This window comes from Microbacterium keratanolyticum (assembly GCF_016907255.1).
Classification (GTDB): Bacteria; Actinomycetota; Actinomycetes; order Actinomycetales; family Microbacteriaceae; genus Microbacterium; species Microbacterium keratanolyticum.
This window is the reverse complement of sequence record NZ_JAFBBQ010000001.1, coordinates 2410853-2436271: the sequence shown is the minus strand read 5'-3', so window position 1 is coordinate 2436271 and position 25419 is coordinate 2410853. Positions and strand designations below refer to the sequence as shown.

General features: G+C 67.4%; 20 protein-coding genes. 4 read left to right on the top strand and 16 right to left on the bottom strand.

Annotation, left to right across the window (positions count from 1 at the left end; genetic code table 11):
* Positions 1-9: 9 nt before the first annotated feature.
* Genes JOD62_RS11715 through JOD62_RS11690 form a run of 6 tightly spaced genes read right to left on the bottom strand, consistent with a single transcriptional unit; the run spans position 10 to position 8974 of the window.
* Positions 10-747 carry a hypothetical protein gene (locus JOD62_RS11715; protein WP_204939450.1) on the bottom strand — a complete coding sequence of 246 codons (738 nt, stop codon included), beginning with the start codon at positions 745-747 and terminating at the stop codon, positions 10-12.
* A complete protein-coding gene (locus JOD62_RS11710) occupies positions 744-4553 on the bottom strand; it encodes a right-handed parallel beta-helix repeat-containing protein (RefSeq protein WP_204939449.1) in 3810 nt (1269 codons plus the stop codon). Before JOD62_RS11710 ends, JOD62_RS11715 begins: the two co-directional genes overlap by 4 nt.
* A 9-nt stretch (positions 4554-4562) precedes the next feature.
* Positions 4563-5789 (bottom strand): family 20 glycosylhydrolase, encoded by a 1227-nt coding sequence (locus tag JOD62_RS11705; RefSeq protein ID WP_204939448.1) that lies wholly within the window; start codon positions 5787-5789, stop codon positions 4563-4565.
* Positions 5786-6712 carry a carbohydrate ABC transporter permease gene (locus JOD62_RS11700; protein ID WP_204939447.1) on the bottom strand — a complete coding sequence of 309 codons (927 nt, stop codon included), beginning with the start codon at positions 6710-6712 and terminating at the stop codon, positions 5786-5788. Before JOD62_RS11700 ends, JOD62_RS11705 begins: the two co-directional genes overlap by 4 nt.
* Positions 6712-7662 (bottom strand): carbohydrate ABC transporter permease, encoded by a 951-nt coding sequence (locus tag JOD62_RS11695; RefSeq protein WP_204939446.1) that lies wholly within the window; start codon positions 7660-7662, stop codon positions 6712-6714. The genes JOD62_RS11700 and JOD62_RS11695 overlap by 1 nt, the downstream gene beginning before the upstream one ends.
* A gap of 34 nt (positions 7663-7696) precedes the next feature.
* Complete coding sequence (locus JOD62_RS11690) at positions 7697-8974, bottom strand: extracellular solute-binding protein (RefSeq protein ID WP_239526663.1); 1278 nt, start codon at positions 8972-8974, stop codon at positions 7697-7699.
* Between the two features lie 207 nt (positions 8975-9181).
* Between JOD62_RS11690 and JOD62_RS11685 the strand changes: the two genes are divergently transcribed.
* On the top strand, positions 9182-10342 hold the full coding sequence (locus JOD62_RS11685) for an ROK family transcriptional regulator (protein ID WP_204939445.1): 1161 nt from the start codon (positions 9182-9184) through the stop codon (positions 10340-10342).
* Positions 10343-10354: 12 nt separating this feature from the next.
* Here JOD62_RS11685 and JOD62_RS11680 read toward each other — a convergent pair whose 3' ends face one another.
* From JOD62_RS11680 to rsmA, 4 genes are all read right to left on the bottom strand, one after another.
* The gene (locus JOD62_RS11680) at positions 10355-12166 is read right to left on the bottom strand and encodes an ABC-F family ATP-binding cassette domain-containing protein (RefSeq protein ID WP_204939444.1); all 1812 of its coding nucleotides are present in this window, start codon (positions 12164-12166) and stop codon (positions 10355-10357) included.
* A gap of 73 nt (positions 12167-12239) precedes the next feature.
* Positions 12240-13175, bottom strand: a complete 936-nt coding sequence (locus JOD62_RS11675) for a 4-(cytidine 5'-diphospho)-2-C-methyl-D-erythritol kinase (RefSeq protein WP_204939443.1) — start codon at positions 13173-13175, stop codon at positions 12240-12242.
* 7 nt (positions 13176-13182) lie between these two features.
* Positions 13183-14247, bottom strand: coding sequence for an L-glyceraldehyde 3-phosphate reductase (mgrA, locus tag JOD62_RS11670; RefSeq protein ID WP_271171524.1), 1065 nt, complete (start codon positions 14245-14247; stop codon positions 13183-13185).
* Positions 14244-15098, bottom strand: coding sequence for a 16S rRNA (adenine(1518)-N(6)/adenine(1519)-N(6))-dimethyltransferase RsmA (gene rsmA, locus JOD62_RS11665; protein WP_204939442.1), 855 nt, complete (start codon positions 15096-15098; stop codon positions 14244-14246). Before rsmA ends, mgrA begins: the two co-directional genes overlap by 4 nt.
* A gap of 72 nt (positions 15099-15170) precedes the next feature.
* Between rsmA and JOD62_RS11660 the strand changes: the two genes are divergently transcribed.
* On the top strand, positions 15171-16409 hold the full coding sequence (locus JOD62_RS11660; RefSeq protein WP_204940184.1) for an MFS transporter: 1239 nt from the start codon (positions 15171-15173) through the stop codon (positions 16407-16409).
* On the opposite strand, the gene JOD62_RS11655 is transcribed toward JOD62_RS11660, so the two are convergent.
* From JOD62_RS11655 to rsmI, 4 genes are all read right to left on the bottom strand, one after another.
* Positions 16388-17275 (bottom strand): TatD family hydrolase, encoded by an 888-nt coding sequence (locus tag JOD62_RS11655; RefSeq protein ID WP_204939441.1) that lies wholly within the window; start codon positions 17273-17275, stop codon positions 16388-16390. The genes JOD62_RS11660 and JOD62_RS11655 overlap by 22 nt on opposite strands.
* Before the next feature lie 13 nt (positions 17276-17288).
* Positions 17289-18866, bottom strand: coding sequence for a methionine--tRNA ligase (gene metG, locus JOD62_RS11650; RefSeq protein WP_204939440.1), 1578 nt, complete (start codon positions 18864-18866; stop codon positions 17289-17291).
* Between the two features lie 69 nt (positions 18867-18935).
* Positions 18936-19574, bottom strand: coding sequence for a class I SAM-dependent methyltransferase (locus tag JOD62_RS11645; protein ID WP_204939439.1), 639 nt, complete (start codon positions 19572-19574; stop codon positions 18936-18938).
* Positions 19571-20386: a 16S rRNA (cytidine(1402)-2'-O)-methyltransferase gene (gene rsmI / locus JOD62_RS11640; RefSeq protein ID WP_204939438.1), complete on the bottom strand. Its 816-nt coding sequence runs from the start codon at positions 20384-20386 to the stop codon at positions 19571-19573. Before rsmI ends, JOD62_RS11645 begins: the two co-directional genes overlap by 4 nt.
* 22 nt (positions 20387-20408) lie before the next feature.
* On the opposite strand from rsmI, the gene JOD62_RS11635 reads away from it, so the two are divergent.
* Positions 20409-21959 (top strand): dolichyl-phosphate-mannose--protein mannosyltransferase, encoded by a 1551-nt coding sequence (locus JOD62_RS11635; protein WP_204939437.1) that lies wholly within the window; start codon positions 20409-20411, stop codon positions 21957-21959.
* Positions 21959-22192 carry a hypothetical protein gene (locus JOD62_RS11630; RefSeq protein WP_204939436.1) on the top strand — a complete coding sequence of 78 codons (234 nt, stop codon included), beginning with the start codon at positions 21959-21961 and terminating at the stop codon, positions 22190-22192. The genes JOD62_RS11635 and JOD62_RS11630 overlap by 1 nt, the downstream gene beginning before the upstream one ends.
* A gap of 3 nt (positions 22193-22195) precedes the next feature.
* Here JOD62_RS11630 and JOD62_RS11625 read toward each other — a convergent pair whose 3' ends face one another.
* On the bottom strand, positions 22196-23566 hold the full coding sequence (locus JOD62_RS11625) for an amino acid permease (RefSeq protein ID WP_204939435.1): 1371 nt from the start codon (positions 23564-23566) through the stop codon (positions 22196-22198).
* Entirely contained in the window at positions 23563-25404 is a 1842-nt protein-coding gene (locus JOD62_RS11620) for a thioredoxin domain-containing protein (protein WP_204939434.1), read from the bottom strand. Before JOD62_RS11620 ends, JOD62_RS11625 begins: the two co-directional genes overlap by 4 nt.
* Positions 25405-25419: the final 15 nt, after the last annotated feature.

Sequence of the window (25419 nt, the reverse complement as noted above, 5' to 3'; positions counted from 1 at the left end):
TAGGGTTCGTCAGGGGTGCGCGGCCGCGATGCGACGCCGCAGCTCGGACTCGAAGATGTCGGATGCGGCGCGCACGGCGGCCGCCTGCATCACATCGTCGAAGGGATAGGTGCCACCGCTCTCGCGCGTCAGGCACTCGATCAACGCCTGACGGCCGTCGCCGCGATCGACGGTGACCTGCTCCCCCGCGCGCAGCGCGAGCGCCGCCGAGATCGCCAGATCGTGGGCTTCCTGCAGCATCCGCACCGTGTCTGCGTCGATGTCCAGCTCGGATGCGCCGACGGCGCGGGTGCCTTCCCACTCCGTGATCCGCACGGTCATTGTGTCCTGCCGCGCGAAGTCTGCGGGATGCGCGTCGTAGTAGGCGCGCGCATCTGCCTCCGTCAGCTCCTGACGGAGGCCGTCCCGCAGCTGCTGCGCGACGGTGTCGACGAACTCGGTGTAGTAGTTCCAGAAGCTGAGGGTCTGCGCACCGTAGCGTGCCCCCTCTGCGGCGTCCGCGTCATAGGCAGATTGCAGTGCGGGCGCGGAGAAGGGCGCGATGACCTGCTCCTCCGCGCCCCACTCCAGGATCGCTGCATCTCGGGCCTGGCGGGTGGCCGCCTCGACATCGGAGACCGATGCCGAGGCGTACAGCGTCTCGACCGCGTCGGCGACCGTCCCCTGCCCCGCCGCGCACCCCGAGAGGAGTCCACCGAGGAACACCACGAGGGCAGCCGCCGCGGCGGCGAGAGTCTTCGAGGTCACCGCACGCGCCTCCGGGTGACACGCAGGCCCAGCCCGATCACGATCGCAAAGGCGCCGAGCAGGAGCATCCCGAGCGGGACCTCCGCACCGGTCACGGCGAGGGGCGCACCCGAGGCGGCCTCGCCCTCGGCGTCCGCGGCGCCCTGACCGGATCCCCCGGCGGAGCCGGTGTCGCCACCCGATCCCTCGTTCTCTCCGTCGGTGCCGCCACCCGTGCCGTTGCCGTTGCCGTTACCCAGGTCGCCGCCGCCGTCGCCGCCGCCACCCTCATCAGGGTCGCCACCGCCGTCACCGCCACCATCAGGGCCGGTGCTGCTCGGGTCGGCGTACTGGATCGCACCCATGGTGATTCCCTCGGCGCTGTCGGATCCCGGCAGCGCGGTTCCGAGGAAGTCGGTGCCGTATCCGACACCGGCGACGTCCGGCAGGAACCGCCCCGCCGCGAAGTCGATGCTCTCCCCCTGCAGCGCGAGCGCGTGGATCTCGGTCGGCGAGAGCGCGCGACGATCCGTGATCGTGCCACCGAAGTGCGCCACGGCCTCGTCGAGCGTAACTCCGGCACCGCGCAGCGGCGAGGTCTCACCCGGGGTGTATCCGTCGAAGTGCCCCTCTGCGGCGGCACCGGTCAGCGGCACGGTCGCATCAGTGTCGTTCGGCGCGCTTCCCCAGATGAGGCCGGGATCCGCTGTGAGCGGTCGCTCCTCCTCTTCGGGGACAGCGATGCCGCCCGAGTAGGAGTTGTTGAAGAGCTTCGCGCGCGTCTTCATCGTCGCGGCCTCACCGACGTAGAACTTCTGCCCCTCGGGGTAGTGGAACACGTTGTTGAAGAGGAAGACCTCGCGGTTGCCTGTTCCTGCCGCGGAGTTCGCCAGGTCGAGCACACCGCCGCGCGGACCCTGCAGCAGGCTGTCGGACGAGATCGTGTTGTTGTAGATCATCGTGCCGGCGGCCGTGCCACGCGCGAACTCGAACGTCTTGTCCGCGTCGTTCTGGCTGACGTTGTAGCGGATCGTCGGTGCGGTGTGCGGGAACCCGTTCATGATCAGCATGAACCCGCCCTCGTTGTCGTGCGAGTAGTTGTACTGCATGACCGTGTACGACGAGACATGGTCGGTGTCCAGGCCCTGGCCGTCCTGCACGCCGTGCGTGTGCGAGACCTCGTTGTACTGCACCACCGTGTTCGTGGCCTGGAACGGCCAGATCCCGGCGTTGTAGCCCGTGTTCTGATAGCGCGCGTGCCGAGCGAGGTTGTACTCGATCAGCGCACCGTCCGTGTCCCGCACGGTGATGGCGTCACCGCCCATGTAGCGCAGCTGGTTGTCGCGCACGACGACACCCGTCGAGGGGTACCAGTGCAGCGGCGTTCCCGGAGCGTTCTGCAGCGACTGGTTGGCCCAGCCCGAGCTGACCAGCTTGATACCGGACCGGTCAACGCGCTCCAAGACGTTCCCCTCGATGAGCACGTCGTGGTACTTCGTGGGCACTCCGCGAAGTTCACCGTTCTCGACTGCGGCACCGATGTCGAAGAAGATGCCGCCGTTCCACTTGGCGTTGAGGTTGCCGTTGACATCGTGGATGTACAGATCGGTGATCCGGATGCCGGTCACGACTCCGAAGTCGCGGGCGATGACGTTCACGGCGCGAAGGTTCTTCTGCCTGTTGTCATTGCCGTTGAGCGCGAAGCCGGTCGCGAACGCCGGGTCGAGGTTGGTGATCTCCAACCCGGTGACCGTGATGTGCTCCTGGTTGTAGAGGGTGATGACGTTCTCCACTGCGCCCGCGGCGTTCAACTGTGGGCGTGCGCCCTCGCCGTATGCGCCGACCACGATCGGGGCGTCGCTGGTTCCCGAGCCGGAGAAGCGCAGTGCCGCCGCCGCGCCCGTGAACACGCTGCCGCGCTTGAGCAGGATGCTGTCACCCGGGTGGAAGACGACGGTGCTCAGCGCGTCGAGCGTGCGCCATGCCGAGGCCGGAGCGGTTCCGTCGTTCGCATCGTCTCCCCCATCGGGGTCGACATGGAAGGTCTGTGCTGCACGTGCTGCGGGAACGAAGTCCGCCACGAGCGCGATCGGCTGCGTGCGACCCTGCGGCACCACGAAGCGGTTCTCGCTGAGCGCGACGCCGTCGATCGTGACCCCCGCAAGCGCGTATCCGCCCTTCGGGAACACGCTCCAGGTGAGGGTGTCTCCCTCGGTTGCGGAGTGCGCCGAGAGCACGACTGCTCCGCTCTGCAGCGCGACGTCCGGCTGACCGTCCTCCGTGATGGTCGCTGTGACGGCGACACGCACCGGCACGCGGGACACCGCGACGTCGTCGAACGCCACGGGTGCGCCGGGCGTCATGTTGATGAGCGCCAGTCCGGCAGGAAGCCCGGCCCAGTCGGCGACGTCGCGGGGCACATCGTCCGTGTTCACGTACGACAGCACGGGAGTGCCGTTCGATGAGACCGAGACGGTGTCACCGGAGACCGCGATGGTGAGTCTCCGCGAGGTCTGTGTGAAGGAGTAGGGCGCGGCGGCAAGTTCGACGTTCGCACCCTGCGCGTCGAAGCGGCGCAGCAGCGCCTTGGAGCCGTTGAGCGCCAGCACGTAGCGGTCGTCGAAGGCCGCGCCGCGGAAGGCGATCTGCGCCGTGCCTGCGGCAGCGTTGACCTTACGCGCGGCGACCGTGATCTCGTAGTCGCCCGGGTTGTTCCATGCCGTGGCATCGACGAAGGCGACGGCGGGTCCGCTGGTGGGCGCGATCTGCAGCGCTCCATCGACGACCTGGGCAGATGCGGGATCGTTCACCGCGTAGAGACCGTGCTCGTTGAACGCGCCGGCGAAGGAATCCTCGAAAAGGAGGTTCGGATCGACCGGCGCGGTCACGAACTTCGCGATGACGATGACGCTTCCGGTCTTGTCGTTGAACGAGAACCGATCGTCGGTGATCGTCAGCAGTCCGTCGGTGCTCGTCTCGGTGTCGGCGCGGAGCGACTCGTAGCCATCGAAGAGAAAGCCGGGCCGAGTGATCGGCGCCAGCGTCACGACATCTCCCGGATCTCCCGATGCACGGTTCGCGGTGACGGAACCGCCCGCGCTCGACGGGTCGACATCGACGACACCGTCGGTCTTTGTGCGGAGCTCGAGCGTGTACGCGCCGGTCTTCTCCGGCTCGCTCGTGACGACCCGCAGGTTGTCGATGTGGAAGTCCTGCTGCGGGAACTGCCCGGCGATCAGCACACGTCCCTGATCGAAGGCGGCGATGCCACTCTCCGCGACATCGATGTGAACGACGTCGTCCACGGCGGCCTGCACGCGATCACCATCCACGTGGATGGCGACACGATGCGGAGCGCCGCCCGTGTTAACCGGAAGGTCGAGCGTCACCGGACCCGCGACCTTCGCCGTTCCGGACGAAGTGACCTTCTCCAGGCTCAACCGCTTGTTCGGCCCGTCATACGTGAGCTGGAAGCGTGCCGCGGCCGACTCCGTGGAGACGAAGCCGATCTTGAGCGCGCTGTTCGTGTTGCCCGCGTTGATGAACAGGTCTGCGGTCAGCGTGAACTCGTCGGCCAGGATGTCAGCACGAGAGAGCGCTCGGTTCTCCGGTCCGCCGCCGCGGATGCCCAGCATTCCGTCGGCGAAGCTCACAGCGGAGCCCGTCGTCACCCACTTCGCGCCGTCGCCGGCCTCGAAATCGTCTTCAAACAGCGTCCGCTCTGTCGCGGCCTGCGCCGCCGACGGCGCCGCCATAAGGGGCACCATCGCAAGTCCGGTGATCGCCAGCACCCATGCTGTGACCACCGCGAACATCTTCGTTCTCATCACACACCGTCATTTCTGGAGGAGGATGACGGGGTCGTCGAGCAACCCCGCCGTGTGCAGAAGCTCGTACTCGCGAGCGATCCGTCCGCCGGCTTCTGCCACGTCGACGTCGGGATTCCACAGTCGTTCCGCGACTGCGAGCAGCCGAGGAAACAGCATCGTCAGCAGGTCGTTCCCGTCGAGGACGAACTCCGACCAGACGCAGGCCTGAATGCCCACGCACCGTTCGTCGTCGATCTCCGGCCAGGAAGCACCGAGAATGTCCCGGATCGAGATCGCGGGAGTCATGCCCTTCTGCGATTCAGCACCGTCCGGATCGACCCTGTTCAGATAGAGGGTGCGCGCGTCCGCGAAGACGTAGGGCTGGGTCGCCTGCGCGATCCGTTCCATCCCGCGTTGCTCATCCCACGCGATGATCAGCAGGTCTTCCGCGTCCGTGATCTCTGTGGCCTCATCCCAGGCGGCGACGGACTTGCCGTTCTCGCGCAGCACACGGGATGCATCGTCCATGAACCACTCCTGCAGCTTCTCCACGCGGTCGACGCCGCGCAGCTCCAGCCAGCGATCGATCTCCGGGTCAGAAGACCACTGCAGGAACGCGCACTCGTCGCCACCGATGTGCACGTACGGCCCAGGGAAGAGCTCGGCGACGCGACGCATCACCGCGGCAACGAATGTGCGCGCGGCGTCCGTCGGCCACAGAAGGTCGTTCCGCGCGGGCCACCACATGTGCTCGCGCATGGAGCCTTCCGGGAGCGGCAGCCCGAGAGGACGCCCGAGCTCGGGGTACGCGAGGATCGCCGCGGCCATGTGCCCAGGCACATCCACCTCCGGAACGATCTCCACGCCGAGAGCCGTCGCGTGCGCGACGACCTCGCGGATCTCATCGTCCGAATAGAAGCCGTTGGTCCAGCGCTCCTCCGCCTCGATCACGGCACGCTCACGCGTGTCGCCATGCAGGGAGCCGTAGTCGTCGAACCGTCCGCGGGGAAGGTCCGCGGCGGGTCCGGTCAGGAGGGGGTACTCCGGCACCTCGAAGCGCCATCCCTGATCGTCGGTCAGATGCCAGTGCAGGCGATTGAAGCCGTAGCGCGCGGCAAGGCTGATGACGTGGCAGATCGTCGCCACCGGAAAACGAGTGCGGGCGGAGTCGAGGAGCAGTCCACGCCAGCCGAACCGCGGCTCGCGACCGATGGCAGGACCGACCTCAGGAGCAGGAAGAGCAGAGAAGATCATCCCTTGACCGCTCCCGCGACCATGCCACTGGAGATCTTGTTCTGCACGATCATGAAGATGATGATCACGGGGATCGAGATCAGGGTCGCCCCTGCCATCACGCCGCCCCAGTCCGTCGCCTTCAGCCCCTGCTGGAAGGACTGCAGCCAGATCGGCAGGGTGACAGAAGAGTCCTTCGACAGCACGATCAACGCGAGCGTGTACTCATTCCACGCGAAGAGGAACCCGAACACCGAGGTCGAGACGATGCCCGGGGCGAGCAGCGGCAGGGTGACGCGGCAGAAAGCGCCGACGCGCGAGCATCCGTCCACCATCGCCGCCTCTTCGAGCTCGATCGGCACGCCGTCGACGAATCCGCGCATCATCCACGCGATGAACGGCACGATCGTGCCGATGTAGAGAATCGACAGCCCCACGACGGAGTTCAGCAGGTTCCAGCCGTCCAGCATCCGGTACTGGGAGATGAACAGTGCCTCTGCGGGGATCATCTGCACGATCAGGATCGTGATGATCATGGTGGTGCGACCGCGGAAGCGGAAACGCGAGAGCGCGAAGGCCGCCAGCAGCGCACCACTCGATGCGAAGAGCACCGTCAGCGCCGCCGCGATCAGTGATGCCTGCAGCGCTCCCCAGAAGTTCGCCTGGGTGATCGCCGAGGCGAAATTGTCCCAGGTGAACTCCTGCGGCAGCAGGTGCGGCGGCCAGGACATGAGCTCGGACTCCGACTGGAAGGCCGAGTTGACCATCCAGTACACCGGGATCAGCCAGAGGAGGGCGAAGATCACGCCCGAGACATTGGCCACGGGGTTCTTCCCCAGGCGGATGCGGCGCGGACGCGCAGCAGTCCGTGGCGCCTGCGCACCGCGGGCGCTGGTTCGAGACGGCGACACGATGGCACGTGTCGAGGTGGTGTCGATGGACATCAGGCCATCCCTCCCTGGCGGTAGAGCATCCGGATGTAGCGCCCGGTGAGAACGAGAGTGAGACCGAGGATGACCATGGCCAGCGCCGAGGCCACCCCGTAGTCGCCCTTGGCGATGCCAGTCTCATAGACATAGGTGCCGAGCAGGTTGGTCTCGCTGGCGATGCCGCCGGCCTGCTGGAGCACATAGATCTGCGTGAAGACGCGCAGATCCCAGATGACCTGGAGCACACCGATGAGCGAGATGACCGGTCCGATCATGGGGAGCATGATCCGGCGGATCTGCTGGAAGTTCGTGGCACCGTCGAGCTCCGACGCTTCGAGCACCTCGGTGGGCACCTGCGCCAGCGCGGCGTAGATCGTGATGGCGACGAGCGGGATGGACGCCCAGATGATGACCGCGGATGCGATCAGGTAGAACGTCCAGAAGTTCTCGCCGAGCCAGTTGAAGTTTTTGAAGCCCTCCAGCCCCACCGAGGTGAGCACCCAGTTCAACAGGCCGGAGCGCGGGTCGACCAACCACTGCCAGACCGTGAGCGAGGCGAGCGCGGGCATCGCCCACACGACGATGAGGGTGGTGTTGAAGATCGTGCGGACGACGGCGCTCATGCGCAGCATCAGCACCGCGAATCCGACGCCGATGATCATGGTGACCCCTGCCGTCCACAGGCAGAAGAGCACCGACTTGATGAAGACGCTCCAGAAGTACGGGTCGGAGAGGATCGTGACGTAGTTCGACAACCCGGCCCACTCGGCCGGCTGGCCGAACTGCTGGGCGAGCCCGAAGTGCTGGAAGGACATGATCGCCTGTCGCAGCAACGGGTAGCCGAGCGCCACCAGGACCATGACGGTCGCGGGGGCCAGCAGCATCCAGGGGGCAAGGCGGCTGCGCCGCTGCCGTGCCTGTCGGCTCAACGGTCGGCGCTGTGACGCGCGCGTGGGCCGGGTCATCGTCTGTGTCATTGTCGTGTGCGAACTCTCGGTCTTACTTGTTCAGTTCGGTTTCGATCTGCGCGTCGAGAGACGCGGCGACCTTCGCGACGTCCTCGCCCTTCGCGATGCGCGTGAAGACCTCGTTCAGCTGCGCGCTGCCGAAGGCGACGCCCCACTCCGGGCTGTTCGGGGTCAGCTTCGAGTTGGCGATGATCTCGCCGGCAAGCGGACCGAACGGGCCGGTCACGTCTGCGCTGAAGTCGGTGTTGCCGGGAACCCAGCCCTCTTCGCCGAGACGCTTCTGGAAGCCCTCGCTGAAGATCGTCTCCAGAGCCTTCTTGGCCAGTGCAGGGTTCTTCGAGTTGGTCGCGAGTCCGATGTTCGAACCACCCGCGAACGTCGCACCGGGGACGCCCGGCTTGTCCGACGGCAGAGCGATGACGCCCACCTTGTCTGCATCCCACAGCGCGGCGTCGATCTTGGTGCCGATGTTTCCGGTTCCGATCAGAACGCCGGTCTTGCCCTCGTTGAAGTAGCGCTCGAACGCCTTCTGACCCGCCTGCGAGTCGTCCGCGTAGCGGGTGCCGTTCTGGAACATGTTCTGCAGCGCCGTCAGTGCGGCGATCGAGGTCGGCGTCGAGGCCTGGCCGACCCAAGCGTCGCCGTCCTTCTTCGCGTACTCGAAGCCCTGCGAGAAGAGGTAGGAGCCGACACCGTGGGTGTCGACCGCAGCCAGGTACATGCCGGAGAAGTCTTCGATGGCCTCGGGGTTCGCCGCCTGCAGCGCGACGACGGACTCGTTGAACTCGTCGATCGTCTGGGGAACTTCGAGCCCCGCCTGTGCGAACAGGTCGGTGCGGTAGTAGACGCCACGCGCACCGGCGTAGAAGGGGTAGGCGTAGATCTTGCCGTCGACCGTCGACGAGTCCACGAACGACGGGATCAGACCGTCGCCGCCGAGGGTCTCCTTCATGTCGGTCACGTCGGCAAAGGCGCCGACCGTGGTGAAGGTCGTGGTCTGGGTGTTGCCGATCTCGACGAGGTCGGGGCTCTCGTTCTTCGAGGCGAGCGAGGTCTGCAGCTTGGCGACGATGCCGTCCCACTGCTGGACCTCGATCTTCAGTTCGCTGCCCGGGTTCGCGGCGGCGAACTCCTCCGCGAGGTATTCCTGGGATTCGGGGGTGAGGGATCCCTCCATGACCCACAGGCGGACGGTTCCGCTCTCGACGTCACCGCTGTCCGCAGCGGGAGCACTCGGGGTGCTGCAGGCCGCGAGCGAGAGAGCGAGCGAGGCGCAGGCCGCACCGGCGAAGAGGATGCGTAGCTTCATGATTACTCCGATGGAATCGTGCCCCGCGTCCGACGAACCCGCGGGGATGGGTATGGCTCGACTCTCGCGAGCCAGGATTCAGGATGCACGAGTTTCGCGATAGTGTCAATTTCCTAAACACTTTTGTCGCCTCAGGTTCGCGCGCGCCGCCGCGAACCTCCGCAAAACACCGATAATCTCTCTGGAGAACCGGATGAAGGGAACCTCGTGTCGACGCCGACGCCGAACGCGCAGCGCCTCCTGCGCACGCTGATCGCCCAAGGGCCCACCTATCGCGCCGACCTCGCGCGCTCCCTCGACGTCTCCCGGGCGACGGTCACGAATCTCACGGCCCGCCTTCAGGCCGCGGGCTGGATCGAGGAGACAGACCCCGAACCGGGCTCCCTCAAGAACCTGATGGGAACGACACCTCAGCTCGGGGTCCTCGCCTCGGTGATGTTCCTCGTCGACGCCTGCGCCGTCACCGTCGCAACACTCGACGGCAGAGTGTTCGGAGAATTGACAGCATCGTGCCCCGACGACGTGACCGCGAGTGACCGGCTCGCCACGGCCGCACAGCTGCTGGAAGAGTTGCTGAAGGATCTGCCCGGCACGACCGAGACGCTGCGCGCCGTGCACCTGGCGGTAGACACGCAGATGGACGCGCGCTCCGGCGACATCTACGCGCAGCGGGCTTCGAGCCGCTGGTTCGGAGTGAATCCGAAGAACTACTTCGCCGAGCGCTTCAGGGTTCCCGTGCGCGTGCAGAACTCTGCGCGGCTGGAAGGACTGGCAGAGTATCTCTGGGGGGCAGGGCGAGGCTGCGCCAACATGCTTTATGTCGATGTGAGCTACGGCATCACGTCAGGCCACGTCATGGACGGTGTGATCCAGTCAGGCGCGCGCGGCGGGTCCGGTGAGCTCGGTCACACCGTCTACGACTGGGACGGCCCCCTCTGCAGCTGCGGCAACCCCGGGTGCCTGATGCAATACACCTCGATTCCGGCGATTCTTCGAGACTTCCGGATGCTCAACGAAGGATCCGAAGACTGGGAGCAGTTCCGCACACGCTGCGCGGCGGATGATGCCGTCGCCGCGTCGATCGCGCGCAACGCGGCGACGGTACTCGGACGCATGCTCACGAACGTCTGTCACACCATCGATCCGGAGATCATCGTGATCAGCGGCAAGGTCGCCCGAGAGGTGCCCGGATTCGTCGAGCACGCTGCCGCAGTGCTGACGGGTGCCGCGCTTCCGCTCGTCGCCCGCAATGTGCGCGTCGTCAGCGGTGAGCTCGACGACGTGCTCGGGGTGACGGCACGCGCAGGTATCCATTCACTGCGCGCGATGGATGACCTGATCGTCGCGGCCAGCTCGCTGAACGCCTGAGCGCTCAGAGCCTCAGCCGATCTGCTCGGTGAGCTCGAACCAGCGCAGCTCACTCTCTTCGACCTCAGCCTCGAGCGCGCCGATCTTCGTCATCTTCTCGCCGAGGCCCGTGTAGTCGGACTGATCGTGTTCGACGAGGGCGTGCTTCGCGGCGTCGATCTGCTGCGTGAGCTTCTGGATCCGTCGCTCCAGCGCCGAGATCTCCTTCTGCGCTGCCCGCAGCTCTGCCCCCTCCAGCCGGAGAGTCGTGGGAGCACTCGTCTTCGCGGGAGTCGGCGCGGGAGCATCCATCTCATGCTGGCGAAGCCGCAGATACTCATCGACGCCCCCGGGCAGGTGGCGAAGACGCCCGCCCATGACGGCGTACTGCTGGTCGGTGACCCGCTCCAGGAAGTACCGGTCGTGGCTGACGACGAGGAGGGTGCCCGGCCACGTGTCCAGAAGGTCCTCGATCGCCGCGAGCATGTCGGTGTCCATGTCGTTCGTCGGCTCGTCGAGGATCAGCACGTTGGGCTGGTCGAGCAGGACGAGCAGAAGCTGCAGGCGGCGCTGCTGCCCACCCGACAGGTCCTTCACCGGCGTCGAGAGCTGCGCGGACGAGAACCCGAGCCGCTCCAGCAGCTGGCCAGGCGTCAGGTCCTGCGCCTTCGACCCCGTGCCCATCGTGTACGAGGTGCGCAGGCCGGAGATCACCACCCGGACGGGATCGTTCCAGAACTCGACCAGCTCGTCCAGCTGCTGAGTGAGCGTGCGCACCTTCACCGTCTTGCCGTGCTTCACCCGCCCCGTGGTCGGCTGCACCGTGCCCGAGACGAGGCCGAGAAGGGTCGACTTTCCTGCGCCGTTGACGCCGAGGATGCCCGTGCGCTCACCCGGCGCGATGCGCCATTCCACGTCGCGCAGCACCTCTCGCTCCGGCGACGTGTCGGTGGCGGGGTAGGTGACGCTCACATCAAGAATGTCGACGACATCCTTGCCCAGGCGCGACACCGCCAGCGACTGCAACGACACAGGATCGCGGATCTCCGGAACATCTGCGATCAGCGCGTTCGCCGCATCGATGCGGAACTTCGGCTTCGCCGTACGGGCGGGTGCGCCTCGACGCAGCCAGGCGAGCTCCTTGCGCGCCAGGTTCTGACGCTTCGCTTCAGTCGCGGCTGCCATGCGGTCTCGCTCGACGCGCTGCAGGATGTACGCCGCGTAGCCGCCTTCGAAGGGCTCGACGATGCGATCGTGAACCTCCCACGTCTCGGTGCAGATCTCGTCAAGGAACCACCGGTCGTGGGTGACGACCAGGAGCGCCCCCGCGTTCGGCGACCAGCGCTTCTTGAGGTGTCCGGCCAGCCAGGTGACCGCTTCGACATCGAGGTGGTTCGTGGGCTCATCGAGGGCGATGATGTCCCAGTCCCCCGTAAGCAGCTTGGCGAGCGCGACGCGTCGACGCTGCCCGCCGCTGAGCGCGGTGACGGGCGCATTCCAGTCGAGACCGTCGAGCAGGCCGCCGATGATGTCGCGGATGCGAGCATCCCCTGCCCACTCGTACTCCTCGAGATCGCCCACCACGGCGGTGCCGACCGTCAGCGAATCATCGAGAGTGTCCGCCTGGTCGAGCACGCCGATCGTGATGCCGCTGCGCACCGTGACGCGACCGCCGTCGGGCTCCTTGCGGCCTGCGAGCATCGCCAGCAGGCTCGACTTTCCATCGCCGTTGCGTCCGACGATGCCGATGCGGTCACCCTCTTCGACGCCGACCGTGATCGCATCGAAGACGACTTTTGTGGGGTACTCAAGGTGGAGGCCCTCGGCCCCGAGAAGATGTGCCATGTCTGATCCAGGCTACGGCAGATTGCTGGGCGCAGTCGCAGGAGAGATCGCCTCGCGCTTCGTCCGCGGCAGCTCAGGCGATGATGCGCGCGCCAGGTACAGCGCTGTGGACGTGCAGCGCCCGCAGGCCCCGCTCTTCGCACTCATCCTGCACACGCCGCGCATCATCCGCCGACGCGCACAGCAGTGCGATCGTCGGGCCGGATCCCGAGACGAGTCCCGCCAGCGCGCCGGCTTCCGCTCCTGCGGCGAGCACACGTTCCAGGTCCGGGCGGTCCTGCAGCGCCGCCACCTGCAGGTCGTTGAACACGACCTCCGCGAGCGCGCGGGCATCACCGGATCGCAGGGCCTGCAGCACGGCGGGTGGAACATCCAGAGACTCTGGCGGATCATCCGCGAGCGCACCGTGCTCGAGACGGTACTCATCGAGCTGACGGTAGATCTGCGGCGTCGACAGCCCCTGATCGCTCAGCACAAGCACCCAGTCGAAGCGTCCCGGGGCGAGCGCCGGGGTGAGGTGGTCGCCGCGCCCCGTCCCGACGGCGGTGCCGCCGTGCAGCGCGAACGGCACGTCCGCTCCCAGTCGCGCCGCGAGCTCGTGCATCCGCTGCGAAGAGAGGCCCGTCCCCCAGAGCGCATCACACGCGACGAGGGCAGCAGCAGCATCCGCGGATCCCCCACCCATCCCTCCCGCCACGGGAACACTCTTACGAATCTCGAGATGCACGCCGCCCGGATATCCCGTCGCCATGGCGAGGATCTTGGCCGCGCGCACCGCGAGGTTGCGATCATCCAACGGCACGGTCGCCGGATCGACGTCCGGTCCGCTGACGCTCACCGTGAAGTCTGGCGACGCGGTCGCGATGACATCCTCGTACAGGGATACTGCCTGGAAGACCGTCGCGAGCGAGTGGTAGCCGTCGTCGTGCACATCGCCGACCGCGAGGAAGACGTTGATCTTCCCCGGGGCGCGCACGTGCACCGACGCCGGAGCGGCCGCAGATCTCATCGTGCGCTCACAGGTCCGATGACACCGCCCAGAGGTTGACGTCGATGGAACCGGCGATCGCGTCGATCTGGGCGATCTCTTCTGCCGTCAGCGGCGCCGCGGTGACGGCGGCGACGTTCTCATCCAGCTGCTCGACCCGCGATGCGCCGATCAGCGCCGAGGCAACCACCGGGTCACGCAGCACCCACTGGATGGCGAGCTGTGCGAGGGACTGGCCGCGGGAGGCGGCGATGTCATTGAGTTGACGCAGGATCGCCAGACCCTCCTCCGACACCGGAGCATCCGGCAGCGAACCGCGCTTCTGCGCGCGCTGTGCTGTGCCGTCGCCCAGGTACTTGCCGGTGAGCAGGCCCTGTGCGAGCGGAGTGAAGGCGATGGCTCCCATCCCGTCGCCGCGCAGCTGATCCGTGAGGCCGTCTTCGACCCAGCGGTTGAGCATCGAGTACGAGGGCTGGTGGATCACGAGGGGCGTGCCCAGCTCGCGGGCGACCTTCGCTGCCTCAGCCGAGCGCTCCGCGCTATATGACGAGATGCCCACGTAAAGGGCCTTGCCCTGCCGCACGAGGGTGTCGAGTGCGCCGATCGTCTCTTCGATGGGGGCGACCGGGTCGACACGGTGCGAGTAGAAGATGTCGACGTAGTCGAGCCCCATGCGCGTCAGGGACTGCTCCGCGCTCGCCAGGATGTACTTGCGCGACCCGAGGTCTCCGTACGGCCCCGGCCACATGTCCCATCCCGCCTTCGACGAGATGATGAGCTCGTCACGGTAGGGACGCAGATCTTCCGCGAAGATCCGCCCAAAGTTCTTCTCGGCCGAGCCGTAGGGCGGGCCGTAGTTGTTCGCCAGATCGAAGTGCGTGATGCCGATGTCGAAGGCGTGCCGCAGCAGTGCCCGCTGGTTGTCGAGCGGGATGTTGTCGCCGAAGTTCCACCAGAGTCCGAGCGAGATCGGCGGCAGGTAGAGTCCGGATGCTCCGACCTGGCGATACTCGAAGCGCTGGTAGCGATCCGCAGCAGCCGAGTACGGCCGGTGGATCTCGGGGACGTGGGGCTTGAAGCGGGGTGCGGTCACTCGTCCAGGCTAGCGGCCGCGAGGGCGATGCGGTGGTAGTCGTCGACCGTGAGATCTTCGCCGCGCGCGGTCGGAGCGACGCCGGCCCTGGTGAGGATCTCGGATGCCGCGGACGAACCGCCGAACAGGCCAGACAGCGCCTGGCGCAGCATCTTGCGGCGCTGGTTGAATGCGGCGTCGACGATTGCGAACGTCGCCACGCGCTCCTCCTCGGAACCGCGCACGTCAGCGGCCCGATCGAACCCGACGAGCAGACTGTCGACGTTCGGCACCGGCCAGAAGACCTGGCGCGAGACCGTGCCGCAGAGCTTCCACTCGCCGTACCAGGCGGCCTTCACGCTGGGGGTGCCGTAGATCTTGGAGTGCGGCTTCGCGGCGAGGCGCTCAGCGACCTCGGCCTGCACCATGACGACACCTCGCTGGAGGTAGGTGAAGTTCTCGAGGAAGTGCAGGAGAACCGGCACCGACACGTTGTACGGAAGGTTCGCGACGAGCAACGTCGGCTCGCCCGGCAGCTCTGTCACGCGCAGGGCATCGGCATCCACCACGGTCAGAGCCCCCTCTGGCACACCGTGCTCCGCGGCGGTCTGCGGCAGACGCGCAGCCAGACGATGGTCGATCTCGACAGCGGTGACGGATGCCCCGGCTTCGAGGATCGCGAGGGTCAGCGACCCGAGCCCTGGGCCGACCTCGACCACTCGCTCTCCCGGCTGCACGGCGGCGGCGTGCACGATCTTGCGCACCGTGTTGGCGTCGACGACGAAGTTCTGGCCGAGCTTCTTGGTCGGGGTCACATCGAGCTCAGCGGCAAGACGGCGGATCTCGGTGGCGCCGAGCAGGGTCACGGTCATCCCCCCATTCTTCCCTAATCTCCGTAGGATCTTCGGGTGCCCTCCCCTGGTGAACTCATCGCGCCCCGCCGTATGGGTCGTGATTTCCGCTGGCTTCTCGCCTCTTCCTGGACGAGCAACGTCGGCGACGGCGTCGCCCTCGCGGCCGCGCCACTGCTGATCGCGTCGATCACGTCGTCGCCGATCCTGGTGGCATCCGGAGCCATCCTGCAGTTCCTGCCCTGGCTGCTGTTCGGATTGCACGCCGGAGCGATCGCCGACCGCTTCGATCGGCGCCGACTGGTGATGTTCGCCAATGCCGCCCGCGCCGTCGTGCTCGCCGCTCTCTGCGTGTTCCTTGTGACGGGAACGTCGAACATCGGCATCGTGCTCGCGGTGGCCTTCCTCTACGGCACCGCCGAGGTCTTCGTCGACACCGCCGGAAGCACGCTGCTGCCGATGATCGTGCAGCCCGCGGACCTCGGCACCGGGAATGCGCGACTGCAGGCCGGCTACCTTGTCGCGAACCAGTTCGCCGGTCCCCCGCTGGGCGCGTTCCTCTTCGCTGCCGGCACGGCCTGGCCCTTCCTGCTGGAGATCGTCTGCGTCAGCCTCGCCGTCGTGCTGATCTCGCGCATGGCGCGCACCCCCGTTCCGTCGCGGGGCGAGACGGGCGAGCGGACGGCCGTGCACACCGACATCGCTGAGGGCATCCGCTGGCTGTGGCGAAATCCACCCGTACGGATGCTCGTGATCATCATCCTCGCGTTCAACATCACCTGGGCAGCCCCCTGGGGCGTGCTCGTGCTGTATGCGACCGAGCATCTGGACCTCGGCGCTGTCGGCTACGGCATGCTGACGACCGCATCCGCTGCTGGTGGACTGCTCGCGACGTTCAGCTTCGGCTGGCTGGAGCGCCACATCTCCTTCGCCGCACTCATGCGCATCGTGCTCACGATGGAGGTGCTCATGCATCTTGCCTTCGCGCTCACCTCGATCGGCTGGGTCGCGCTCGTGATCATGTTCTTCTTCGGCGCCTACGCGTTCGTATGGGGCACGATCTCGACGACCGTGCGACAGCGGCTCGTGCCCGCCGAACTGCAGGGCCGTGTCGCCTCGGTCAACATGGTGGGCGTCTTCGGCGGCATGGTCATCGGGCAGGCACTCGGTGGTGTGATCGCGGAGACCTGGGGACTGACGGCGCCCTGGTGGTTCGCCTTCGCCGGTGCGGCGCTGACCCTTGTGCTCGTGTGGCGTCCGATCTCGCAGATCGTGAGCGCGAAGCCCGTGCTCGACGAGACGGCTGAGGTTCAGTCGTCGAACGAGCCGTAGACGCGCAGCGTGTTCGCGGCGACCTGCGCGCCCAGTTCATCGACGTCGATGCCGAGCTCTTCGGCCATGAAGCGCAGCGTGATCGGGATGAGGTAGGGCGCGTTCGGCCGGCCGCGGAGCGGCACGGGAGTCAGGAAGGGCGCGTCCGTCTCAACGAGGATGCGATCGAGCGGTGTGACCGCCAGCGCATCGCGCAGGTTCTGCGCGTTCTTGAAGGTGACGTTGCCGGCGAAGGACAGGTAGTAGCCCGCGTCAGCGGCGATCCGCGCCATCGCTTCATCACCCGAGAAGCAGTGGAACACGGTCGTCTCGGGGGCACCGACGCGCACGAGCGTCTTGAGGACGTCATCATGCGCGTCGCGGTCGTGGATCTGCATCGCGATGCCGTGTTTCTTCGCCAGTGCGATGTGCGCCTCGAAGGAGACGAACTGGGCCTCACGTCCCTCGGGCCCGGTGCGGAAGAAATCCAACCCCGTCTCACCGATCGCACGCGTGCGCGGGTGCGCGGCGAGCTCATCGATCTCCGTGATCGCGTCATCGAGAAGACCGGCCGCCGCGTACGTCGGGGCGTCGTTCGGATGGATCGCGACGGCCGCGAGCACGCGCTGGTCGCTCTCGGCTGCGGCGACCGCCCAGCGCGAGGATTCCAGGTCTCCGGAGGCCTGCACGACGCCGATCACACCGGCCTCCTGCGCGCGGTCGAGCTGCTCGGCGAGCGTCAGCGGGTCGTCGCCGTCAGTGATCTCCAGATGGGCGTGGTTGTCGTAGACCGGTACCGCGAGCGGCGCGGGCGCCGACGGATAGAGCAGATTCTTTCGTCCCTCCGTCGCGCGCTCGCGCACGTAGGTCTCGGGATGCTGGCTCATCGTGCCGCTCGGATCAGGCCGAGGTCTCCACGCGCGGGAACAGCGGTGCCAGCGTGCTGACCTTCGCCCCCGCGGGAAGAACACCCCAGGCGCCGGCCTCACGCAGCGGCTGCGCGTCCAGCGCACCCAGCGAATCCGCCGCACCGAGAGCAGCCCAGAGCGTGGCCGTCGACTGCGGCATCACCGGCGACAGCAGCACCGTGAGCGCACGCAGACCGTCTGCACACGTGTACAGCACCGTCGAGAGGCGGTCGCGCTGCGTCTCATCCTTCGCGAGAGCCCACGGCTCGTTCTCGGTGATGTAGCCGTTGAGCGCATCGACGATCGTCCAGATCGACTCGATGGCCTCGTCGATGCGGAAGCGCTCCATGGCAGCATCCGCCTGCGACGCGGCCTTCGCGACGATGCGCTGGATCTCGAGGTCCTGCTCCGTGTACTCGGAGGCGGTGGGAACCACGCCGTCGAAGTAGCGCTCGATCATCGCGACGGTGCGCGAGGCAAGGTTGCCGAAGCCGTTCGCGAGCTCTGCCTGATAGCGGGCCGCGAGGTCTTCCCAGGAGAACGAGCCGTCCTGACCGAAGGCGATCGCCGACAGGAAGTAGTAGCGGTACGCGTCCGAGCCGAAGACATCCGTGATCTCCGTCGGCGCGATGCCGGTGAGCTTCGACTTCGACATCTTCTCGCCGCCGACGAGCAGCCAGCCGTGCGCGAAGACGCCCTTGGGCACGTCGACGCCCGCAGCCATGAGCATCGCCGGCCAGATGACGGCGTGGAAGCGCAGGATGTCTTTGCCGACCACGTGGTACGCGGGCCAGCGGCTGTCGAACTCGTCGGTGTCGTCACCGTAGCCGACCGCCGTCGCGTAGTTCAGCAGAGCGTCGACCCACACGTAGATGACGTGCGCGTCGTCCCAGGGAACCTCGATGCCCCAGTCGAACGCGGAGCGCGAGATCGAGAGGTCTTTCAGTCCCTGCTTGACGAACGAGACGACCTCGTTGCGCGCCGACTCCGGGCGCACGAAATCCGGCTCATCACGGTAGAGCTCGAGCAGACGGTCCTGGAACTCGCTGAGCTTGAAGAAGTAGTTCTTCTCCTGCAGCAGCTCCAGCGGCTTGGAGTGGATCGCGCAGACCTTCAGCCCCTCGAAGGGACCTGTGCCGTCGACGATCTCGCTGTCGGGCTTGAACTCCTCGCAGCCCACGCAGTACAGCGCCTCGTACTCGCCGGCGTAGATGTAGCCGCGGTCGTAGATCGCCTGCACGAACTTCTTCACACGCTCTTCGTGACGCTCCTGCGTCGTGCGGATGAAGTCGTCGTTCGCGACGTCAAGCGTCTTGAGCAGCGGGAACCATGCCTCGGTGACGAGCTTGTCGACCCACTCCTGCGGCGTGACATTGTTCGCTGCGGCCGCGCGGAGCATCTTCTGACCGTGCTCATCGGTGCCGGTGAGCATCCACGTCGGGTCACCCGCCTGGCGGTGCCAGCGGGCAAGGGTGTCGACGGCGACGGTCGTGTAGCCGTGGCCGATGTGCGGCACATCCGAGGGGTAGTAGATCGGAGTGGTGATGTAGAAAGATTCGCCTGCGGGCATGGCTTCGATTCTAGGCCGAAGCGGGAACGTGGGCTGCCGAGTGACGCGGAGCGGATGCCGCGGGCGGAATCACCTCCGCCGTGCGATGAACGAGGCGTGCGGACGTACGCTGGCCTCGCCCTCTTCGCGGGAACGGCGCAGCGGCGGGTCACAGGCGAATCCCGCGTCGCCCAGCAGGTCGGCGAGGTCTTCGGGAGACCAGAAGTACGCAGGAGTCACCGCGTGCGCGAACGGCACGCGTGAGGGGCCGTCGAAGAATGCCACGAGGATGCTTCCCCCCGAGCGGATGACCCGGGCGAACTCACGCAGGATCCTCGGCACCTCCTCGGGCGGCACGTGAATCAGCGAGTACCAGGCGAGGATGCCACCGAGCGCCTCGTCTCCACAGGGCAGCTGTGCGATCGTTCCCTGCCGGAATGTAGCCTCGGGATAGCGGCTCCTGGCGTGCGCGATGAACTCCGCCGAGAGATCGACGCCGAGCACGCTCGGGTCCGTTCCGGCGGGCGCCATCTCCCAGAGGTACTGGGTCCAGTGCCCGGGGCCGCAGCCGGCATCCACCAGTGGTCCCGTCGTCATCGCCCGCCACTCGGCGATCAGCGCACGGTCTGCGTCCGCCATCTGCGAGATGTCGCCGAGGACGTCGATGTACTCGGCCGCCCGTGCATCGTAGGCGCTCTCGACGGCGCGCTCGTTCGCGTCGAGGCTCATCGCGCCGCGAGGGCCGCCTGGTACAGCTCACGCGAGGAGTGCCCGGTCTGTGCGGCCACCTCTGCGGCGGCCTCCTTCAAGCGCATGCCGTCGGCGACGAGCGCCTGCACCTGGCTGAGCGCATCCTCCGGGGTGACGTCTCGGGCGGTCGCCCCCTCGACGACGACGACGATCTCACCCTTGACACCGCCCTCGGCCCACGCGACGAGTTCCGCGGAGGTGCCCCGACGCACCTCTTCGTAGAACTTGGTGAGTTCGCGGCACACGGCGATGCGGCGATCTTCGCCGAAGGCGGCGCCCATGTCTGCGAGCGTGCCTGCCAGCCGGGATGGGGATTCGAAGAACACCATCGTGCGCTGCTCGGAGGCGAGTGTCCGCAACGTCGAACGGCGTTCGCCCGGCTTGCGTGGCAGGAACCCCTCGAAGGAGAAGCGGTCGGTGGGCAATCCGGAGATCGCGAGCGCCGTCAGAACGGCGCTCGGCCCCGGGATCGCAGTGACCGTCACACCCTGCGCGACAGCCTCCGCGACAAGCCCGTACCCGGGATCGCTCACAGTCGGCATGCCCGCATCGCTCAGCACCACAAGGTCGCTGTCGAGCGCGAGGGCGGCGAGCTCTGCGGCCTTGTGCTTCTCGTTGTGATCGTGCAGCGCGATCAGACGCGGACGGTTCTCGACGTGCAGCGCCTGCAGCAGGCGCTGGGTTGTGCGGGTGTCCTCTGCCGCGATCACCTCGGCGTTCTCCAGCACCTCGATGAGCCGCTTCGACGCATCGCCAAGATTTCCGATCGGGGTCGCCGCGAGGATGATCACCCGCCCAGCATAGGCTGGTGCGGTGACCGCGCCCCTGTTACCGCCTGTCGAGCAGCGTTCGACCGCTGCGGAGCGACTGCGCGACAGCATCCGCCGTTCGCGTGCGGCATCCTGGCTGATTCCGCTGCTGCTGACGGTGTTCGCGGGCATCCTGCGCCTGACGAATCTCGGACACCCCGGCACACTCGCCTTCGACGAGACCTACTACGTCAAAGACGCGTGGTCGCTGTGGACGCTCGGCTACGAGGGGACCTGGGACTCTGGGGCCAATGAGATGTTCGCGGACGGCGACACGAGCGCGCTGACAGCCACCGGCAGCTTCGTCGTGCATCCGCCCCTCGGCAAGTGGATCATCGCGCTCGGCATGGGGCTGCTCGGCCCCGGATCGAGCGTCGGATGGCGCCTCACGACGGCGCTCATCGGCACCGCGACGGTGCTCCTTCTGTACCTCGTGACGCGCACGCTCACGCGCTCGACGACGCTCGCGACTCTCGCAGGACTGTTCCTCGCCGTCGACGGACTCAGCATCGTCATGAGCCGCATCGCGCTGCTCGACGCGACACTCACCTTCTTCATTCTGCTCGGGTTCTGGTTCATCCTCCTCGACCGTCGACGCACGATGCCGTTGCTGGAGGACCCTGCGACCCATGGCCTGACCGACGACGGCCCACTCCCGATGTGGGGGCGCGTGCTGTGGCGCAGACCATGGGTCGTGGCGGCCGGAGTCGCACTCGGCGCAGCCGCGGCGGTGAAGTGGTCAGGACTCTATGCGCTCGCGGCGCTCGGGCTGTACCTGGTCGTGACCGATGCACTCGCACGCCGCCGCGCCGGGGTGCTGCTGTGGCCTACGGATGCCGCCTTCCGTCAGGGGCCCGTCTCATTCCTGCTGCTCGTTCCCGCAGCGCTCCTCACCTATCTCGCGTCCTGGACCGGATGGTTCGTGACGGCCGGCGGCTACGATCGCGCCGCCTCCGACAATCCTCTGGTGGCGCTGTGGAAGTACCACGAGTCGATCCTCGGCTTCCACTCCGGCCTCACCAGCGGCCACCCCTACGCGAGCGCGGCGTGGGAATGGCCGCTCCTGCTGCGGCCCACGGCCGTCTGGGTCGGCGGCGACGAGACCTGTTTCGGCTCCGATCACTGCATCGCGGTGATCTCGACCGTGCCGAACCCGGTGCTGTGGTACCTGGGCGTCGCCGCAGCCGTATGGCTGCTGTACCGGTTCGCCCTCGGCCTCATCGAGCGGCGCCCGATGTCGTGGACGTACGCGATCCCCCTCGTCGGACTCGCTGCGACCTGGATTCCGTGGCTGCTCATCCCGAATCGCACGGTGTTCCAGTTCTACACGGTGGCGATGGTCCCGTTCCTGGTGCTGGCGCTCGTGCTGGCGTTGCGCGAGCTCGCAGGGCGTGCGGATGCCCCCCTCTCGCGCAGACAATCCGGGCAGCGCGTCGTCGCGGTCGTCGTCGGTGTCATCCTCGCCGTGTCCGTGTTCTTCTACCCGTCGTGGGTCGGCATGACCGTTCCCTACGACTTCTGGCTCATTCACAACTGGCTGCCGGGGTGGGTGTGATGGGCGGGCCCGCTGGCTTCACTTACGAGACGCATGGCGAGGACGTCATCCTCCTGCATCACGGGCGCCCCGCGGCGACACTGCGCGGCGCCCGTGCCGCGGATTTCCTCACCCGCGTCGAGACGGAGGACGCCCAGCTCCTCATGGCACGGCTCACCGGAAACTACCGACGCGGCAATGAACGCGCGGCCGCGCAGCATCCGCGCAATGGCGGCTCCTCTCGCGGACGCTGACGCTCAGCGAGCCGTGCCCCGGGTGAGGCGCGCAATCAGCAGCAGCACGGCGGTGAGGCCGAGGGTGAGCAGCAGCTGCGTGCCCGCGACACTGTTGGTGAACGAGAGAACGAACATCCCCGCGAGGAGCACGAGGCACAGCCACGACAGCCACGGGAATCCCCACATGCGCATCGGCATCGGCGTTCCGGCGCGGTCGGCGCGACGGCGCAGGATCAGCTGCGAGATCGCCGTCGCCGCCCAGATCACCAGCACGGTCGACCCGACGATGTTCAGCAGGATCGGCATCACGAGGTCAGGGAATGCCCAATTGAGTGCGACCGCGACGAAGCCGAACGACACCGAGGAGAGCACCGCGACGAAGGGCACACCTCTGACGCTCGTGCGGGTGATGGCCTGCGGCGCGAGCCGACGCTCGCCGAGCGAGAAGGCCATGCGCGAGGCCCCGTAGATGTTGGCGTTCATGGCCGAGAGCAGCGCGATGATCACGATGAGCGACATCACCAGGTCGACTCCCGGCAGGCCGAGCGTCGCGAGCACGGCCGAGAACGGCCCCTCCTGCACGTCTTCGTCGTTCCATGGCAGCACCGCCACGATCACGAAGATCGAACCGACGTAGAAGATCATGATGCGCACGAGCACTTCGCGCACGATGCGGCGGATGTTGCGGGCGGGGTCGTCGGATTCCGCGGCCGCGATCGCGACGACCTCGGTGCCGCCGAACGCGAAGGCGACGATCAGGAGGGCTGCGGCAATGCCGTCGATGCCGTTCGGGGCGAAGCCGCCGTTGTCGAAGAGGTTGCTGATGCCCGTGGCGGGCACTCCGGGGAACAGCCCGAGAATCGCGCACACCCCGATCACGAGGAACGCGATGATCGCGGCGACCTTGATCGCCGCGAACCAGAACTCGAAGCGGCCGTAGTTGCGCACGCCGAAGAGGTTGACCGCCGTGAACACCGTGATGAAGATCAGCACCCATACCCACGCGGGTACCATCGGCACCCATTCCTCGGTGATGAGCGCGGCCCCGGTCGCCTCGGCGGCGATCACCACGATGAGCTGCAGCCAGTAGAGCCAGCCGACCGCGCTGCCGGCGCTGCGCCCCATCGCTTTCTGCGCGTACGAGCTGAAGGCGCCCGAGCTGGGATTCGCCGCCACCATCTCGGCGAGCATCGCCATGACGAGCACGACGATGCCGCCCGCGACCAGGTACGACACGAGCACGGCGGGGCCGGCGATGCCGATCGCCTGCCCGGATCCGACGAAGAGCCCGGCGCCGATCGCTCCGCCGAGACCCATCATCGAGATCTGTCGGCGTGTGAGTCCTGCGTGCAACCCCGTCGTCGTTGTCGTGGTCGTCGGCACCTCACTCATGTGCTGCGTCCCTCCCGTGATGGGTGCAGCTGTGCAGGGTCACCGACGGGCAGCCGGCAGACGAACGCGCGGCAGTCGTACGCGAGGCCGGTGCGAGCGTCCTTGCCGTCGAAGAGCTCGAATCCGGCATCCGCGAAGGCACGCGCCTGCGCAGGAGAGACGATCGTCAAGATGTCCGCATCGGCGTCGCGTGCGGCCTGCGCGAGCGGCGCATTCGGGTGGTCCGTCACCACGACGATCTGCCGCGGCGGATCGACGAGCGCCGCCGCGATCCGCAGAAGTGCGCCGTGCGCGAAGGGCTGCTTCTGCGCAGCATCCGCGTGCTGCCGGACGAGGTGGGCGGATGCGTCGCGGTAGCGCTCCCCCGCCCCCAACCGCCAGGCGGCCAGCGCCGCGGAGGCGAGCGAGGACAACCCTGAGGGCAGGTCGCCGTCGCTGACGTCGGGCGAGGCGACGATCCCCTGGGATTGCAGCACGGGGTCGACGACGAGCGACATCTCCTCGGCACCGACAGCGGCGCGCGCGAGCGCCTCATCCAAGAGCGTGCGCGCCGTCACCGCCCACTGCGCGTCTCCGGTGGCGACGGCCAGTTCGAAGAGCGCCTCAGCGAACTGGCCGTGATCGGCGGGCGTGGCAGGGGCGTCGCCAGCATGGCCGTCGAGAGAGGCCCGCACGAGCACGCCGGAGACGGTGTTGTCGCGCAGCACCGCCTGGGCCGCGGTGGCGGCGGCCGCAATCCATCCGGGCTCGGAGAGGGCTGCACCCGCGCGCGCGAGCGCGGCGATCGCCAGGCCGTTCCAGCCGGTGATGACCTTGCCGTCGACCGCGGGCGCATCGAGCAGCGCCCGCGCGGCGGCTCCGCGGGCGTAGTAGCCGCCTTCGCTGCGCTCCCCGTCGATCCACGACTCCGAATCCTGCGCGGCGCCGAAGCCCCCTCCTGCGCGCGGCAGCACGGCCAGCAGGAACGAGGCGATGCCCCGCGCGGTGGGTGTATCCCGCTCATCACGGGCGACATCGAGCAGCTGCGCGTTGTCGATCAGCATCCGCTCGTAGTGGGGAACGCTCCAATCGCGCTGCGTCGCGTACCGGAAGAAGCCGCCGTCGATCTCATCACGCAGCTCGGACGAGGCCATCGCGGCGAGCGCACGCGCGGCGCTCGCGGCTGCATCCGGGGCCTCCCGACGGACCAACGGTGCCTGCAGGAAGCGCAGGGTCGTCGCGACGGGGAACTTCGGCGCGCCGCCGAACCCGCCGAACGTGGAGTCCTCGCGTGCGGCGATCGTCCGTGCCGCATCGGCAAGCTGCGCAGCCGTCGGCAGGTCGCTGGGGGCGGATGCGGCAGCGGACCGCAAGACGTCAGCGACGGCGTCCGCGGACTCCTCCGCCGCCGCGCGTCGTACCGTCCACGCCTCGCGCACCGCCGCAAGCACGTCACGAAACGCGGGAAGGGATGCCCGCGCAACCGGCGGCCAGTAGGTGCCGGCGTAAAACGCGCGTCCTGCGGGTGTCGCGAAGACCGTCAGCGGCCAGCCGAGATTCTGTGTGAAAGCGGATGCGGCTGCCATGAAGGCACTGTCGACATCCGGATGCTCCTCGCGATCGACCTTCACCGCGACGAAGCCCGCGTTGATGGCCGCTGCCGTCACGGGATCGGCGAAGGACTCACGCGCCATCACATGACACCAGTGGCACGTCGAATAGCCGATCGAGATGAGCAGCGGCACGTCGCGGCGCTGCGCCTCGGCGAACGCCTCCTCACCCCACGGGTACCAGTCGACGGGGTTGTCGGCATGCGCGCGCAGGTAGGGGCTGAGCGTGTCAGCGAGCCGGTTCGTCATGCCCCTACCTCTCTC

What these genes read in the sequence shown, in the direction of transcription:
- JOD62_RS11620 (WP_204939434.1), bottom strand. Translation starts at nt 25,404, where the DNA reads ATGACGAACCGGCTCGCTGACACGCTCAGCCCCTACCTGCGCGCGCAT.
- rsmA (WP_204939442.1), bottom strand. Translation starts at nt 15,098, where the DNA reads ATGACCGTGACCCTGCTCGGCGCCACCGAGATCCGCCGTCTTGCCGCT.
- JOD62_RS11705 (WP_204939448.1), bottom strand. Translation starts at nt 5,789, where the DNA reads ATGATCTTCTCTGCTCTTCCTGCTCCTGAGGTCGGTCCTGCCATCGGT.
- JOD62_RS11710 (WP_204939449.1), bottom strand. Translation starts at nt 4,553, where the DNA reads ATGAGAACGAAGATGTTCGCGGTGGTCACAGCATGGGTGCTGGCGATC.
- JOD62_RS11625 (WP_204939435.1), bottom strand. Translation starts at nt 23,566, where the DNA reads ATGAGTGAGGTGCCGACGACCACGACAACGACGACGGGGTTGCACGCA.
- JOD62_RS11660 (WP_204940184.1), top strand. Translation starts at nt 15,171, where the DNA reads ATGGGTCGTGATTTCCGCTGGCTTCTCGCCTCTTCCTGGACGAGCAAC.
- JOD62_RS11630 (WP_204939436.1), top strand. Translation starts at nt 21,959, where the DNA reads ATGGGCGGGCCCGCTGGCTTCACTTACGAGACGCATGGCGAGGACGTC.
- JOD62_RS11695 (WP_204939446.1), bottom strand. Translation starts at nt 7,662, where the DNA reads ATGACCCGGCCCACGCGCGCGTCACAGCGCCGACCGTTGAGCCGACAG.
- JOD62_RS11700 (WP_204939447.1), bottom strand. Translation starts at nt 6,712, where the DNA reads ATGTCCATCGACACCACCTCGACACGTGCCATCGTGTCGCCGTCTCGA.
- JOD62_RS11655 (WP_204939441.1), bottom strand. Translation starts at nt 17,275, where the DNA reads ATGAGCCAGCATCCCGAGACCTACGTGCGCGAGCGCGCGACGGAGGGA.
- JOD62_RS11680 (WP_204939444.1), bottom strand. Translation starts at nt 12,166, where the DNA reads ATGGCACATCTTCTCGGGGCCGAGGGCCTCCACCTTGAGTACCCCACA.
- JOD62_RS11690 (WP_239526663.1), bottom strand. Translation starts at nt 8,974, where the DNA reads ATGAAGCTACGCATCCTCTTCGCCGGTGCGGCCTGCGCCTCGCTCGCT.
- metG (WP_204939440.1), bottom strand. Translation starts at nt 18,866, where the DNA reads ATGCCCGCAGGCGAATCTTTCTACATCACCACTCCGATCTACTACCCC.
- JOD62_RS11645 (WP_204939439.1), bottom strand. Translation starts at nt 19,574, where the DNA reads ATGAGCCTCGACGCGAACGAGCGCGCCGTCGAGAGCGCCTACGATGCA.
- JOD62_RS11675 (WP_204939443.1), bottom strand. Translation starts at nt 13,175, where the DNA reads ATGAGATCTGCGGCCGCTCCGGCGTCGGTGCACGTGCGCGCCCCGGGG.